Genomic DNA, 16,444 nt, shown 5'->3' on the forward strand with positions numbered 1-16,444 from the left:
AACTGAAGGAATAGATGCGGTTAAGGTATCCGGATCAAACAGGAAATATTCAGTTGAAACCAAACTTCAGGCAGTGAAAGAATATCTCTCACTGAAATCAAGTTTAAATGAAATTTGTGCTAAATATAAAATTAGAAATAAAAGCCTGTTAGTAAGATGGATTACATGCTATAATAGTGGTAAAGAGTTTAAGGAGCATACACGCTCGGAAAGAAGAATTACCATGAATAAAGGCAGAAAAACCACTAAAGAAGAACGCATAGAGATAGTAGCATTCTGTATTGAGAACGGCAAAAATTATGGACTAACTATGGAGAAGTTTGGAGTATCCTATCAGCAGGTATATTCATGGATACGTAAGTATGAAGAGAAAGGCGTAGATGGTCTTAATGATCGCAGGGGCAAGTCGAAGCCTGAAGATATGCTTACTGAAGCAGGTAAGCTTCGCAAGGAAAACAAGATACTACAGGCAAAACTCAAAGAGATGGAAATGGAGAATAAGTTGCTAAAAAAACTCAGGGAGTTGAGAGGAGGCGATCACTGAGCGGAGTACATAATGAAGATATATATCTTACCATCAAATACATGAATGAGTCAGAGAACTATCCTATCCAAAAACTCTGTGCAGCAATACATATTGCACGCTCGTCATATTACAAATGGCTGAAGAGAACACCGAGCCACAATCAGCAAGTCAATGAGCAACTTGCAGAATGGATCAAGCAACACTATGAAGAACGAAATGGAATCTTAGGCTATCGTCAGATGACGGTTGTGATCAACCGTAAGCATAATGTGAATTACAATAAAAAACGAATTTATCGTCTTATGCAGATACTGCATCTGAAATCAGTTACTCGTAAAAAGAAAAAGACATATATTCCGTCAACAGCGATGATTATTGCAGAGAATATATTGAAAAGGAATTTTCATGCTGATAAACCTAATGAGAAGTGGCTGACTGATATAACTGAATTCAAATACTATGTCGGATCTGCCGTCAAAAAATTGTATTTGAGTGCAATTCTTGACCTTTATGATAGACGTATTGTCGCATTCAAAATCAGAGGAATCAATAGTAATGGACTTGTTATCTCCACATTTGATGAAGCAGTAAAATTGAACCCTGATGCGCATCCAATTTTACACAGCGATAGAGGCTTTCAGTATACAAGCAAAATATTCCATCAGAGACTTATAGATCATGGTATGATACAAAGTATGTCTCGTATTGGACGCTGTTTAGATAATGGACCTATGGAAGGCTGGTGGGGAATGCTGAAGTCAGAGATGTACTATCTTCGTAGATTTACATCTAAAGAAGAGCTGATTTCGGCAATAGTAGAATACATAGATTATTACAACACTAAGCGATATCAACTAAAGCTGAATTGCATGACGCCAATGGAATACCATGAAGCATATGCAGCGTAACTGATTGAACTTGACAATTACAAACAACAAAGCAGCCTGCACAATTGCACAGACTGCTTTTGGTCATTACATAGAATATTTTTGTTTTTTTCACTGTCTACTTGACAGGGAGCGGATCAAGTAAGGCGGTTATTTTTTTGCTTATTTATCAGTCGAATTTTACGTCCTTGCCGAGCAGCAGCTCCTGTATCCTCAGCGCGTCATTTGAAGTAATGCCGACAATGTTTTTATCCACATCGCCGTTTTCAATGCCCTTTGCTGTGATATGTCTCTCGTCAGCACCGTTAATGCCGTATTTATCGGGATTTGCAAGAGCCTGCATTATTATGACCGCATCTGCAAGATCTACTGTTCCGTCGCAGTTTGCGTCGCCTGCAAGACTGTTTGTTTCTTCCTCATCAAGAGGTACGAATTTTATAGCGGAATACTCAGCCGAAAAAACCTTATCGGCTGTCGAGCCCTTAAAGCCGTATATATTGTCGATCTCGCCCAAAAATGAATTTTTGGTCAGTTCACATTCGGGATTTAGTACGGTAACGCTTACTTCTCCTTCATATTTTGGAAGGATAAAAGTTCTTGCAAAAGAACCGTCGTCTCCGATTTTTATATTAGAATATTCTTTGTCAGCGTCTTTTTTAGGAATATACCATAAAGCCTGAGAACCTACATATTCAACGCTCTCGGGAAGAACCAATTGTCTTATGCTCGTCCATGAAAATGCGGAGTCGTATATCCTCGTTACAGTATTTGGAATATTTACCTCTTCAAGCATATAACAACTTTCAAAAGCCTTTTGACCGATGATCTGAATGCCTTCATTAAGGGTCACCTTTTTCAGTTCGAGGTTTTCATGGAAAGCGCTGTTGTCGATGCACTTCAGGCCTTTTCCGAATTTTATTTCCGTCAGATTCATGCAGCTTTTAAAAGCAGATACTCCTATTATTTCAAGGCTGTCGGGAAATGCAAGCTCAGTAAGTGATGTACATTCTTCAAAAGCAGATTCTGCTATTGCTTCAAGACTGTCGGGGAACGCAAGCTCAGTAAGCGAAGTACAGCCTGCAAAAGCACCTTTGCCTATTGTTTTAAGTCCCTTGCCGAACTGTATCTCATTAAGCTCGGATAATCCGTAAAAAGCACAATTATCTATTAATTCAAGGCTGTCGGGCAGCTTGACCGATCTGAGATGGCTGCATTCTGCGAAAAGAAGTTGATCAAGCACCGAAAGCCCTTCTCCGAGCTCCGCATTTTCCAGTGATTTGAAATTGTCAAAAGCTCCTGACTCTATTTCCCTGACATTGCCCTCTATTATGAGATTTTTCACATATGAAATACCGTCGGTGTCCTTTGCGGCATATTTTCCTATCTTTACAACAGGTTTTCCGTACAGCTCCGCAGGGATAACAAGTGTATCTCCTTCGGTCTGTACTATCTCATCAATACAGATACCGTCCTCTGTTTCGCTTACTTTCATGATCGGGACGTTATTTCTGACTGTTTCGCCGTCGGAATATTCACCTATGCTGTAGAAAGACATGCCCTCAATACTCTTGCAGTACTCTTCGGCAGTTGAGCCCTGATAACCGCAGACAGCGTCGATTCCTCCTGTGAATGCATCCTTTTCCAGTTCACACTCGGGGTTCATAACAGTTACGGTTATTAAATTCTTTTTGGCTGGAACAGTGAACTCAGGGAAGCCGTTTGCAGCTTCAAGAGTGTATTCTTCGCCGTTTTCCGCGTAGATCGGATCATAAGCTTTTTCTCCCACGGATTTGATATTTTCTCCAAGAACAAGAGTGTCTATTGCGGTATTATAAAATGTCTTTTCCTTGATGATCTCAAGAGATGACGGAATATTGATCTTATTGAGACTATAGCAGTTTTCAAAGGCTGACTTGCCCAGTTCTTTAACGCATATTTTGAGCTCGACCGAGAGCAAGGAAGTGTTGCCCGAAAAAGCTGCATCACCGATAGTTTTCAGTTCCTGTCCCGCAACAACTCTCTCAAAGTCTCCGCTGTTCAAAAAAGCGGATGCTCCGATGCTTTCGAGAGAGTTCGGCAAATAGAGGTTGCCTGTCAGAGCACAGCCCGCGAAAGAAGAGTTTCCTATTTCTTTAAGTCCTTCTTTGAAATATACATGCTTAAGAGCCGCACAGCTGAAAAACGCTCCGTTTTCTACGGTTTCAACAGAGTCTCCCAGTTCAACGCTTTCAAGTGCCTTACAGTTTGCAAAAGCGCCTGCGGGAACTGATTTTATATTATTGCCGATTATGAGCGACTTCATCTGATCGTAAACGAGCTCGTTCATTATACCGTTGTAAATGCTCACAACAGGTACTCCGTTCACCTCATCGGGTATTACCAGCGAGCCGTCCTCTCCCAGCTTGTCTATACTGTAGACCATCAGTCCGCCTTCGGTTTCCTTGAAGGTAATGCCGGTCTCGTCTTCAGCATTCTCCTTTGACTCAAATTCCTCGGCAGTATAGTGAGCTATATTGTTTTCCTCCGCGAATTTCTCCACAGCCGAATCCTTAGCACACAGGATGATATAGTTAGCCCATGATTTTTTATATGTGATCGCACAGTCGGGATTTGCTATTTTTATCGCGATAGTCTCACCCTTTGCGGTTTTACCGCTTCCGTACACAGGACAGCCGTCAAGCTCGGCAACGCCTTCGGGAACTGTAAATTCCACCATAACTTTGTCGTAAAAGACAGTTCCGCCCATATACTTTATATTCTCGCCAAATTCTACATCCGTAAGATTTTCGTCGTCGTAGAAAGCCATTTCTCCGAGGTATTCAAGACCTTTTCCGAATTTCACACTTTTAAGATTCTTACAGTATGCGAATGCGTCATAGTCGATCTTTTCAAGGCTGTCGGGAAACTCCAGCGAGACCAGTGAGCTGCAGTTGTTGAAAGCGCTGTGGTTTATGACTTTAAGTCCTTCGCTGAAGGTTATCTTTTCAAGACTGCTGCAGCCGCGGAAAGCATACTCGCCTATTGCTTCCGTTTTCTTGCCGAGCTCGATGCTTTCAAGCTTGTCGAAGCCCTCCATGGAGAATGCGGGTATCTCCCCGATATTATCACCCAGCTTGAGTGATATCAGTCCTTTGGACACCAGTATGAAAGCATTCTGTTTAAAAGCAACAACAGGTATACCTTCCACTTCATCGGGTATGACGATCTCTGTCAGTGTCTTGTCAGTGACTCTTTCCAAAGTGGCTTCTCCGTTGCTGACTTCATACCGGATACCGTCTTTTTCGACAGTTGATGCTTCTGCTTCTTCCGCAGCGTTTACGATCACCTTGTCATTTGGGTTTCCTGTTACCGTATACGTACCCCCAACGATAACAAGTGCGGTGACAGCTGCGATGATTTTTTTGATTTTCATTGTTTTAACTCCTTTTTATATCATTAGTCTTGCGACTTAAAAGGTATTATATCACAAATATCTGAAAGACACAATATCACAAAGTTAAAATTTACAATTTTGTCATTTTTGTCCTGCCATAATTCTTCAAGGCACAGACTATTCAGCGAAAAAACGGCTCGTATAAGGGATATGTGCTCCCTTGCACGAGCCGTTTGGTGTTTAAATGTCAGGATCAGGGATATACGGGAAGAGTATCTATCAATTTAACAAGGTATTTTTGAATAGTTAACGCATCCATGTTAGTAATGCCTGTGCCCGGATGATAAACATCAGCATTTATCTGACCCTGTTCCGTAATATGATGCTCATCAGTGCCGGAAATGCCGTATTTATTCGGATTTGCCAGTGCCTGAAGTATGCATACCGCATCTGCCATATCGATCCTGCCGTCGTTATTGGCGTCTCCGTCAAGTGTTACCGAAGGAGCTGCTGTAGTAGGCTCTGTTACTGTATACTTTGTTGTTTCGATGACCTTGCCTGATGCTTCAACAGTTTTTGTGATAACCGAATCTGTTATCTCGCTTATAAAGATATGCGTCAGATCAACTATCTCAGGAACAAATGAGAATATTACAGTTCCGTTTTCGTCAGCTGTCTGCTGATCGAAGTATGCAACATTTTCAACGTCAAGAATCTCCTGTGCCGTTGAATTAACAGAAGTCGGATCATTTACGGCAACAAATACGCATTCTTTCTGCGGGCTTATTACAGTTGATACTGTTGCTGTGACAGTAGTTGTTGCTGCCGTGGTCGTAGTAACGGCTGTGGTTGTTGTCTCTGCGGGCTTTTTGTCAAGAGAAATAAATGTGTTATTGTTACTTTCTGCAAATGCTTGAGCTGTTGAACCATCATGGCCGTAGACAATATAGTTTTTTCCCTTTGGAATAGCTCCTTCACCTATTGTGCAGTCACGATTGTTGATAGTAATGCTGTGTAAACCAGTATTTCCAAATGCATATGCACCAATGGCATTAACATTTTCAGGAATATTAACATTAGCATTAGCAAGAGGGGAGTTAGCAAAAGAATATTCACCAATAGTTTCCAAACTATTAGGAAAAGTAATTGAGCTTAATCCTGTTGTGTTAAAAGCGTATTCACCGATAGATGCTAATCCATCAGGAAGAGATATTGAAGTTAATTTTGTTCCGAAAAAAGCATACCTGCCTATCTCTTTTAATGTGCTTGGGAGACTTACCTTTGACACGGGTTTATATGTAAATAAACCATCATTTATTTTGGTAACACCTTTGTTGAAAATAACTGTATTTAATCTTACGCAATCATCGAAAACATCATATGAGTTACCATAACTAAAAGAATCTGAAGTTGAATCATCAATAATTACACATTTGTTTTCATAATAATTAAGAGTGTTTTCTTCTTTAACCACATCAAAATCTGAATTAATAATTACAGTTCTCAACTCTCTTGGCTTATCAGTATAACCGTCGGCAAATACTTCGTGATATCCGATCTTTGTAACGGTTGACGGTATATTAATACTTTTTATTTTTGTCGAAAGAAAAGCTTCCGAAGCAATATACTCCAAGCCGTAATTAAGGTTTACTTCCCTTAAATTATTACAATCCCAAAATGCTTGATATCCGATTTCTTTTAAACTGGAAGGCGCTGTAAATGAAGTGAGATTTACGCACCCATTAAAAGCCGCTGTATTAATATACTTTACAGTAGCTGGCAAATTAATGCTCTTAAGACTTTTACAGCCTTGGAATGCACAACCACAAATTTTTTCTAATCTCAGTGGGAATTTTATTTCTTTGAGATTTTGGCAGTTAGCGAATGCAGATGGAGCAATTTCAGTCATATTAGCTGCACTAAGATCAGCACTCTTTAGATTATGAAGATAAGAGCCAAAATTAGTGTATTTACCAAGTTTGGTGTCATTGTCAGCAATAACGATTTTATCTACATTTGATGGAATGTTACCAGCAGCGTTGATTATGCCGCCGCCATAAATATAACAAACATTATCATAATCCGCATCAGGATAGATAGAATAGTATACTGTGGGAAGTTTTTCTTTCTCACCATTATCATTTTCAAAATAATAGAAATTTCCGTTTTCATCTTCTGCGTATCCGCATACTCCTGTAATAGTATCTACGTCGTCTGTAACATATTTGCCGTCGGATCTTGGTTTTATAAGACTTTCTTTAGGACGTTTTGAGTTTGAACTGATATCTATTGTGTATTCTTTTACGCCTTTGTAATCAGAATCCCAAAGATAGCCGATATAAGCTATTCCCATTTTTCCGTCTTCGGTTTTAGCAATTATATCATATGAATTATTATTCAGATCACGATCAGATACAAAGAAACTTATTTCTCCATCTTTATCGGTTTTATACTGTGTTCCGTAATCATCGTTAAGAGCCACCTCTTTATCATATTCACTTGAATACTTATAAAGTTTAACGTATGGAACAGGTTTGTTTTTTTCTTCCGAATCAATTACTTCGATTTTTATTTTATGACTATAGTTATCGCACTTTCCACGATGCATACCTGTGTCATTTATGTGAAAGTAAAATGGCCCGGCCTCAATAATGTCAATACTTCCTATTTCGTAATCTACTCCCAATTCTTCAATTCCCCAGACTTCGATACAAAGATCTGCTTCTATTGATACATATGCTCTAAAAAAGCCATTATAACAGTATTTGCAATCATGCCTTATATACGTCGGTTGTTTTTTTGTGTCATAATAAAGACCTGAAGAATCAATGTGAAGTGATCCTGTTTGACCGTCAGGATACTCGGCCGAATTTTCAATCCCTATTTCCACACCTGCAGAAGGTACTATTTTAAAAATAGTTAGGAAAAAAAGATCCACTTCAATTGCCGCTTCCATCTTGAACTCTATTACGACTTGTCCTGTTGCTTCTTTGGTTGCAGGATCAGTGGATGAAATATCAAATCCTGTATTTGGATCATAATTCAGATAAACTGTTTTTTCATAAATATATGTTCCTGCACCTTTAAGAGAAAGGGTTATTTGAGGGTGAAGATATATGTTTATAACCCCACTCTCAAATATAGGCAATCTAACAGCATCTTGGGGGAACGTAAATTTATCACTACTTAATTCTGCTGCTATATCAACTGTAACTTTTATTTCTGATGATACAGATATAAACTTTTTACCAAATATTTCTAAGTCATAATATAATTCAAAAGGGCCTTGTACTGTAATATTAAAGTGGTTAGAAGCACCGATATCACCCATAAATCCACTTAAATCCCATAAAGGTATTTCACGATATATGTATGTACTATAATAACCCTCAAGATCAAATTCTGATTTTATTGTAGGAAGCGGAAGTGCATATGAGTCATCAAACTCTGTTTGCGAACAGAAGGGCTGCGGGTATTGTTTCCTTGTTAACTGGTAATTCTTGGTATTAGAATTATCTGTGTTATTTTCATCGGTAAGCTCACTTTTATCAATTTTGATGAATTTAAAGAAATCACTTACCTGGAAATCCGAACTGGAAATAACAACGGTATTTCCATCGGTTTCGATGCTGTCGACAATAAACGCAGCCATTTCAGGCAAAGATCTTACAAATACTTTATCGCCTTTTTTGAGTTCAGCAATTTTAACGGGATTTTCAAAAATATATTTTTCGTTTTCATCTTTTCCTTTATAGACATCTGCGTCTTCTGAAGGAGTTATATCAATAACATCATCTTGAAGCACGAAAAAATTGTTGCTGTTATCATCATCGAGATTAACGACCTTGTCATTTTTTTCTGCAAAATCGTCGGTTGTCGCAGCAAGTATTTCCTGCATCTGCTTTGTATACTTGTTATAATAGCAGGGCTTGGAAAGAGGATTAAGCAATTCTTTGCCTATTATAAACGCTTTTATAAGGTAATGGTCGGGCAGAACATCAAGGATATTCACCTCGGCAGAACCCATGTCGGTTGCTTGCAGTTCCTTTGTTACAGAGGATAAGAGCTCTGTACCCTCGTCATTGTAGAAGCCTACAAAAAGAGTACAGTCATTTTTTGCCTTATAGTCTACCCCAACATATGCAGTATCGGGATCGTGACTGATCTTATAGACTGTATAATCAAGACTTTCGGCTTCCTGCTTGCTCTCGACCGACTCATTGATCTCGTCTGAAAGCATTGACCCCAGTATTCCGCCGTACTGAACTTCAGAGTCCCGAATATCCGACGTCTGCTGCTGTGAGTCGTTGGTTTCGGCATTTGCGCTGAAACCTGAGAATGATAGTGCTGATATCGTCATTACAGCTGATGTTAAAAACGATACCATTCTTTTGAATTGGATTTTCATGGTTGACCTCCTATATAGTTTAATGTATCAATTATATATCAGTCAGGCAATAAAGTCAAGTCGTATTTTGCTTATTGTCTCAGCAGCGTAACAGCGGAAACAAGTGTAAAATCACCTGTACAGGTGAACTTTGTTCACGCTTGCGTTTGCGTTCATAAAAAATTTACATTCCGATCCGCACATTTCTGCATTCTTTTACGTTAAACCATAAAAAGGAGATCTCGTATTGCTTTCGGGATCATTTTGTTATATAATGAGGTTAGGCAGCAATATACTGCAAATACCGGAAATGGCAGGTGAATTATGATGTTAAAGAAACTCGCGGCTGCAATAACCGCCGCCACAACAGCAATTATTCCTTTTTATGCAGATACCTTGAATGTATCCACGCCTATGAGTGTTTACGCAGAGGGAACATCTGACAGAGCTTCTATCCCTGACTGGATACCCACCGATTTTGACTCTGCTGTAGAGTTCCGCAATACATACGGAGCAACACATATCGACAATGGTCTTATCTGTATCGTGTATCCCGACAGTGCCAACAGAGATAACTATGGCTATGAACTACGGACAGCGAAAGGCAAGGGGTATAAACTGAAGCAGGAAATATACACCAATGAATATTCGGAAACCTGCTTTGATGTGTATGTTTTTCAGCCTTATATGGAAGGTGACGTTACTTTAACACTTGTTGATACCTACGTTACGCCGCTCACTACTGCACCAAGTGGCTACCCTGCTAATAATCCGGAGCCGCCTGCGATCGCCGAATACACCTTCACTGTGGATCAGAGCCTCAATATCACCGAAACCGATATCTTCGGCTGGCTTCCTGACAGTGTAAAAGAATTCGGCGAATATGAAAAGATGAACGGCGAAGTATCAGTCAAGGAAAACTATGTTGTATTCTGTACGGTGACGATCGAACAGTTCGGCGACAGGTGGGAATCTGAAAGTTCAAACAAAAATGAGAACATAAAGCCCCTCATGATATCTGACTGTACAATGCAGGTCCGTGATATGTATTGTGACGGTTCTATCGATCAGATATATGTCTATCAGGCTGTGAAAGATGGTAAAGAAAAGATTTCACTGACACGCACATCCAGTGCCAGACCGACTCCGGAAGAGCCGAAAACTTATTCTCTCACCGCCGACTGTGTTGTTCTTGATGATGCACAGACTATACTGCTTTCGGGAGATATGCGGGTCACCCTTGCCGACTATGACACAGGCGATCCGCTTACGCTTCCCGATGGCGCAATGCCGACCATATGGACGGATATACGTAAAAGCACTCCCGACGGCGAAATATTCCTTAACATGCAGCCTTGCGGCTTCAAACAAAATCCTGCCATTGTAGATTTAGGCAGATTCTTTGACGACTACGATTTCTCATTCGGATTAAGCGGTAATGATCTTCCCGAGGGATATTCCCTGCTAGATACAGAAGACGGGAAAGCAGGCTACTACAACGGAACTATTGTCCCCGAGAACTATATGACCGTTACAAAATATGATAACGGCTCTGCTGATGTTGTGTTCAGACTGAAAAAGGAGCAGAGTATCCCCGAAAAAGATACTATCCGATTTAAGCTTGTCAATTCGGATAACGGGAAAACTCTTTGTCTCGACGATTATGGATATCCCTTTGGATTAAGCGCTGCTATCAACTACTATTTGGAAGGTCAGGCGCTCCCGTACTTCATCAGTAAGGAATTTAGTATTGATTCTAATCCGTACAGCCTTGATCTCAGCTCCGAAGTATCTTCGGGTCTGAAATTTGATAAGATCAGCAGATTGGATATCAGTTTATATGCAGTTCCGGGAAGCTGCAATGTCATAACAGGTGGTACTCCAAAAACTGTATATGACAATAATTCCATGGACGTTATCGTTCCGATCAGATTTACTCCCACAGGTGATGTGAATTCTGACGGCAATTTCAGTATATCCGATCTTGTATCGCTCCAGAAATGGCTGCTCGGTGATCCCGATATCACTTTTGCCGACTGGAAGGCAGCTGACTTCTTCAATGACGACAAGCTTGATATATTCGATCTGATACTTATGAGGAAAGAGCTTGTCTACCATAACAGCAGAGCCTTTATTTTCCCTGATGAGTATGTCGGATACAGTACTCCCATAATTGTTCGGGAAGATGGACTGAAATTATATCTCGGACCTGAAGAAAGCTTTGACTGTATCGCTGCCATACCTGCGAGGACACGGCTCAGAGAGCTGGGATATATGAAGAATGAAGACAATTGGTTATATACAGAATACAACGGACAAAACGGCTGGATAAAAACAGTTGAAGAGGACGGAAGCACTCCTACGATATATTATGAAGAAGTTGCGGCCAAGCCTGTAATATACCTCTATCCCGAGGAAGAGACAGATGTTCATGTGGAGCTGGAGCTTACAGAAGCAGAGCTCTCAACGACCTATCCGAAGTATAACAACGGCTGGGACGTAACAGCTTCTCCCGATGGTTCGCTTACGAACAAGGCTGACGGCACACATCATAAATATCTGTTCTGGGACGCTGTAAACTGCCGTACAAGATTCGACTTCTCTGAGGGCTTCTGCGTTGCGGGAAGTGATACGGAAAGCTTCCTCAGGGAAAAGCTCACCTATATGGGACTTACCGAAGAGGAAATGAATGAGTTCATCGTATACTGGCTGCCGAGAATGGAGCATAACAGGTATAACCTCATTGCTTTCCAGAGCGACGCATATACGAATTCTGCAAAGCTGGATATCACTCCGACACCTGACAGTATGCTCCGTATCTTCATGGCTTATGTTCCGCTTGAGGACGCTGTGAATGTCGAACCGCAGCAGCTTGAGACCTTTGAAAGGAAAGGCTTCACAGTTGTTGAATGGGGCGGCAGTGAGATAGTATCATAAAAATAAGCATTTTGGCATATAAAAAACCGCCCTCGTCTGTGATATAATCCCCTTAGAGTAGACACACGAAAAAACAAAAGTGTTAAAACTCTAAGGGGGTAATTTTTATGTCACGAAGGAAATTAACAGATGAAGAACGAATTGCAGCTGTGCAGGATGTTCTTAATGGAAATGGAGGCTGTAAGCAAATAGCTCCAAAATATGGAATAAACCATGAAACATTAACCCTGAAGAATTCTATCATGAGATATTGAATGAAAATCGTCCACGATATGCAGAAGGTTACCGCTTTATTGATTTGGACAGCGACGGAAAAGAAGAATTGCTAATTAGTGATGATGTCAATGTTATAGCAGTTTATACATGTAACTTTCAAAATAATAAACCTATATCTATTTTTACACAGGGTACAGGTATGTATTATTATACTGTATTAGGAAATGGAATAATATGTTTTAACCCAAGTCCAAATTTACACGGACAAGCTTACGGACACATTTATTATCATATTTCAGAAGGGGAACTTGTGCCAATAGTTGGATATATATCTAATTCTTATCCATCATTAGGATACTATAAAACAGATAAGAAAGAACTCCTCACTGCTCCACTGAGCTTAGATTTTTCAGAGTGGGATGAGATTTCAAGTGAAGATTTCAATCGTTATTACAATAATAATTATGTGAACAACAATTTAAAACTTGAACCATTTAATCCGTATATGGAATCATTTGCCGATTATGATGCAGAGCAGGAATTTCAGCGAACAAATCAAGAAAAGCCAATTGCTGTTTCAGGACAATATGGATACGACGAATTGATTCAAAGATATAAGGACTTACTTGCATCACCAAATCTGTTATCGACAATAGATCTTGCTATAGGAACATCTCACCTTAATATGGATAACATGAGTTACTTATGGAAAGAAGAACCCTATACTAAACCATGTTTTATATTACGTGACCTTAATGGTGATGGTATATACGAATTTGCCACAGGCAATCAGGAAAATGACGGAAGCTTTACTCTTTATGATCTTTATACAATAAAAAACAATAAAATTATCCATATTGCCTCATCTTACGTAAGGATCAGATATTCCATTAATTCAAAAAATGAAATCATCGAATACAACTTTGGTGGAGCAGCAAATTCAACTGCCACCTCGTTTACATTAAGTAACGGAAAATTAAAAACAACAGGAAAGCTAATAATGGATAACAGCAAGTGCTATTACTATAATAATTTTGGTACAGCTATAGAAAACAAACAAGAAATAATCCAAGATGAATACGTTGAAAAGAGCAACACTCTGTTTTCAAGAAATCCGTATCAAGAAGTAATCTTATTTAAAGATTGGTATAAAGGAATGAGTTTAGAAAGCCTTGAGAACGGTGATGTTAATGGTGATGGGCATATTAATGCAGTAGATGCTTCCACTGTTCTTGCTTACTATGCTATGATATCTACAAATAAAGACGGCGGCTTCTCTAATGCTCAAAAAGCAGCAGCAGATGTGAATCATGACGGCTTAATAAATGCAGTTGACGCTTCGTGTATTCTTTCGTACTACGCTTATGTTTCTACCACAAAGGAAGAAATACTATCATTGGAAGAATATCTGAAAAAGTAATAAAATACTTATTTTAGAAAACAAGCATAAAAAGTACCAAATTATTATATGGGAGGTATTGTTATGGACAGAGTCAAGCTTTACAATGAAGTAAAGAATAAACTGGAAGAGCTTGCAGATAAACAAGGCGTATATATAGAAAAGTACTATCACCCTAACTGCTCTTGTTGGCATGATAAACGTCCTAATTATTTTGAAGAACTCTGCGGTGATATTCAAGATGGCAGCTATATTTCTGGTGTAATCGGTTACTGGAAAGAGTATTCGAAAGAAAATAATAAATCTATTCTTGTAAAAGATAAGATATCAGGAATTTTTAACGGATTTCAATATCAAAACGCTTTGGATTATGATAATTGGACGCTATTAATTAACCACTTTTGTGATGTAATGCCTAATACAGTAAATAAGGAAAAGCATTGGATCAATAATGGAAATTCAGAAACCAAAGCTAATACAATGTGGCAACAATATGTCAAAGGATTATATAATGGAGCAGAATATCTTTCGGAACATAAAAGCTTTGAAAATACAATGAAGCTTAAAGAATTTTTAAATGCTGCTCCTAAAACCATAGAAGAAGTTAAAGAGCTCCTTTATCAATTACGTAGCCTTTGGTCAAAAGTCAGCGGTATGGGTATTCCTTTGAGCTATAACTGGATAAAAGAATGTGGTGCAACTTGGCTTGCAAAACCAGATACTCATATAAGCAGAGTTGTAGATTCAATCATAGAAAAAGATTATAGTACATGGGATAAATTTATAATTCATAATCCAGCGTACGAAAAATATAATAACAAGCCAAGAAAACCATGTGTTTATTCTGAAGAACGAATTGCGTTATTTATGTGGGAATGGGCAAAAGAGATTCGAGAATCAAATAAACATGGAGATAAGGAATGTACAACTTACAAACTTGATAGAATTCTCTATTTATACTGCACCAATGGATTTTTTTATTTGGATAAAGATAAAATTATTTCCGAAGAAAATCTATTGAGCATAATTAATCAAAACTAATAGGATCCTCTAAGAAGGCTAAAAAGCGACCATGTAAATGGTCGCTTTTTAAATACAGGGGGATAATGGCGTATTTTCGTACTATTTGATAAAGGTGTTTTCATCTGCTTGCGATGTCTGAAACTATGTATACCGTAGAAAGGCATATCATTCTTCTCGCAGAACTCCTTCAGCCAGCCGTATGGCGGATTCGTCTAATCGGTCAGGACAAGAGGCTTTCAATCTCTAAATAGCGGGTTCGATCCCCCTATCCGTCACCAGCGTCGAGCAGACGCGCGCGGTCTCGCGTTTCACTTTTTGCGGAACGCGAGAAACCTCCGCGCATTCAGCATTGCTGACAGTTAAAATCTATACAAGGTCGCATAAGCCTAACTGGTAAGGCAGCAGTTTGCTAAACTGTGAGTAATCGGGATATTCCGATGTCTGAGTTCAAGTCTCAGTACGACCGCCATAAAAAAGCTGCCTAAAACTAGGCAGCTTTAGTATTTGGTTCTTCTCGCAGGGACCTGCTATCAGTCATGCTTCCTTTACACCACATTGCCGTTATTCCTGCGAGAAAAAACGTTTCGCTCATTTTATCACTCCTAAAATAATAATCCAGTAATTTAGTTGCGGCATACTCAATAAGAATAGGCAAAGCTACAGCGGCAATGCTGGGAATCGAACCCAGACCTATAACACAGCTATTTTACAATTTATATTATAACATATTTTATATAATTGTCAAGTGGTCTGAACTCAAGGAATAGTATTCCATCATTTTGTTCTGCGAACAACGGAAGTATCTTCGTGTCATAATTACAATCTCAGTGCGACCGCCAAAAGGAAAGTGCAAAAAATGCCCACTACTATGAGTTGTCGCATATTTTGCGATAACTGACAACAGCTCCCATCCACACGGACAGGAGCTGTTTTTTATTGAAAAACTCCCCTGAATATGATATAATTATGGAAACTATCAATTAAAGGAGAAATGTATCATGAAAAATATTATTCAAGAAGTAAAAGATGAGTTTGAAGACCTGAAAAATATTTCTTCTATGTTAGAGAAAAAAACAGAATTTGATGCTCCGTGTCCGTCTGGAAAAATTGAAGAATGGGAAAAAACTAATGGTGTAAAAATACCTGAGATGTATAAAAGCTGGTTATTGCTCACTTCATATGCAAGGATCATGGATGGCAGAATAGAGCTGTTTTTTCCTGAAATAAGCACTCCTGATAAAGAAGATGTATATATCGGAAGTCTTGGATATGGCAGTGATAGTTTGTATTTTTCCCAGAAAACAGGAGCATTTTATGCGATCGGCGATGACAGAGAAGAATATGAAGATTTTCTTGATTTTCTTACATATGTTCATGTAACTTTGGAAGATGAAGCCGAAGAAGAATACGGCGAAGAATGGCTGGAAATATATGACGAGAAGTTCGGGAATGAGTAAAAATACAAGGTCGCATAAGCCTAATCGGTAAGGCAGCAGTTTGCTAAACTGTGAGTAATCGGAGGATTCCGATGTCTGAATTCAAGTCTCAGTACGACCGCCAAAAGCATTATGCAGAAAATGCACATTACTATGAGTTGTTGCATTATTTGCAACAACTGAAAAATGAACTGTTGCAAAAAACGCAACAGTTCCTGCTAAAATGAGTTGTCGCATATTTTGCGATAACTGACAACAGC

General features: G+C 39.1%; 9 protein-coding genes and 3 tRNA genes. 10 read left to right on the forward strand and 2 right to left on the reverse strand.

What is annotated here, in order from left to right; all coding sequences use genetic code 11:
* Together Q0R37_RS10790 and Q0R37_RS10795 are read left to right on the forward strand one after the other, a co-directional pair.
* Nucleotides 1-544: transposase (locus Q0R37_RS10790; RefSeq protein ID WP_294754348.1), on the forward strand; the 544-nt coding region annotated here is incomplete at its 5' end.
* 41 nt (nucleotides 545-585) lie between these two features.
* Nucleotides 586-1,434 carry an IS3 family transposase gene (locus Q0R37_RS10795; RefSeq protein WP_294754350.1) on the forward strand — a complete coding sequence of 283 codons (849 nt, stop codon included), beginning with the start codon at nucleotides 586-588 and terminating at the stop codon, nucleotides 1,432-1,434.
* Between the two features lie 148 nt (nucleotides 1,435-1,582).
* Here the strand turns inward: Q0R37_RS10795 and Q0R37_RS10800 are convergent, their stop codons facing one another.
* Nucleotides 1,583-4,825 (reverse strand): leucine-rich repeat protein, encoded by a 3,243-nt coding sequence (locus tag Q0R37_RS10800; protein WP_294754351.1) that lies wholly within the window; start codon nucleotides 4,823-4,825, stop codon nucleotides 1,583-1,585.
* Nucleotides 4,826-5,039: 214 nt separating this feature from the next.
* Complete coding sequence (locus Q0R37_RS10805) at nucleotides 5,040-9,194, reverse strand: leucine-rich repeat protein (RefSeq protein ID WP_294754353.1); 4,155 nt, start codon at nucleotides 9,192-9,194, stop codon at nucleotides 5,040-5,042.
* Nucleotides 9,195-9,497: 303 nt separating this feature from the next.
* Here Q0R37_RS10805 and Q0R37_RS10810 point away from each other — a divergent pair, with 303 nt between their 5' ends.
* From Q0R37_RS10810 to Q0R37_RS10845, 8 genes are all read left to right on the forward strand, one after another.
* Entirely contained in the window at nucleotides 9,498-12,110 is a 2,613-nt protein-coding gene (locus Q0R37_RS10810; RefSeq protein ID WP_294754355.1) for a dockerin type I repeat-containing protein, read from the forward strand.
* Nucleotides 12,111-12,217: 107 nt separating this feature from the next.
* The gene (locus Q0R37_RS10815; protein ID WP_294754357.1) at nucleotides 12,218-12,364 is read left to right on the forward strand and encodes a transposase; all 147 of its coding nucleotides are present in this window, start codon (nucleotides 12,218-12,220) and stop codon (nucleotides 12,362-12,364) included.
* A complete protein-coding gene (locus Q0R37_RS10820) occupies nucleotides 12,361-13,746 on the forward strand; it encodes a dockerin type I domain-containing protein (protein ID WP_294754359.1) in 1,386 nt (461 codons plus the stop codon). The genes Q0R37_RS10815 and Q0R37_RS10820 overlap by 4 nt, the downstream gene beginning before the upstream one ends.
* Before the next feature lie 63 nt (nucleotides 13,747-13,809).
* Complete coding sequence (locus tag Q0R37_RS10825) at nucleotides 13,810-14,766, forward strand: hypothetical protein (RefSeq protein ID WP_294754361.1); 957 nt, start codon at nucleotides 13,810-13,812, stop codon at nucleotides 14,764-14,766.
* Between the two features lie 183 nt (nucleotides 14,767-14,949).
* Nucleotides 14,950-15,026 (forward strand) — tRNA-Glu (locus Q0R37_RS10830).
* Nucleotides 15,027-15,122: 96 nt separating this feature from the next.
* Nucleotides 15,123-15,217: transfer RNA gene (locus Q0R37_RS10835), tRNA-Ser, on the forward strand.
* Between the two features lie 529 nt (nucleotides 15,218-15,746).
* A complete protein-coding gene (locus Q0R37_RS10840; RefSeq protein ID WP_294754363.1) occupies nucleotides 15,747-16,205 on the forward strand; it encodes a hypothetical protein in 459 nt (152 codons plus the stop codon).
* Nucleotides 16,206-16,213: 8 nt separating this feature from the next.
* Nucleotides 16,214-16,308, forward strand: a tRNA-Ser gene (locus Q0R37_RS10845).
* The last annotated feature ends 136 nt before the right edge of the window (nucleotides 16,309-16,444 follow it).

This window comes from uncultured Ruminococcus sp., from assembly GCF_946415235.1.
Lineage (GTDB): Bacteria > Bacillota > Clostridia > Oscillospirales > Ruminococcaceae > Ruminococcus.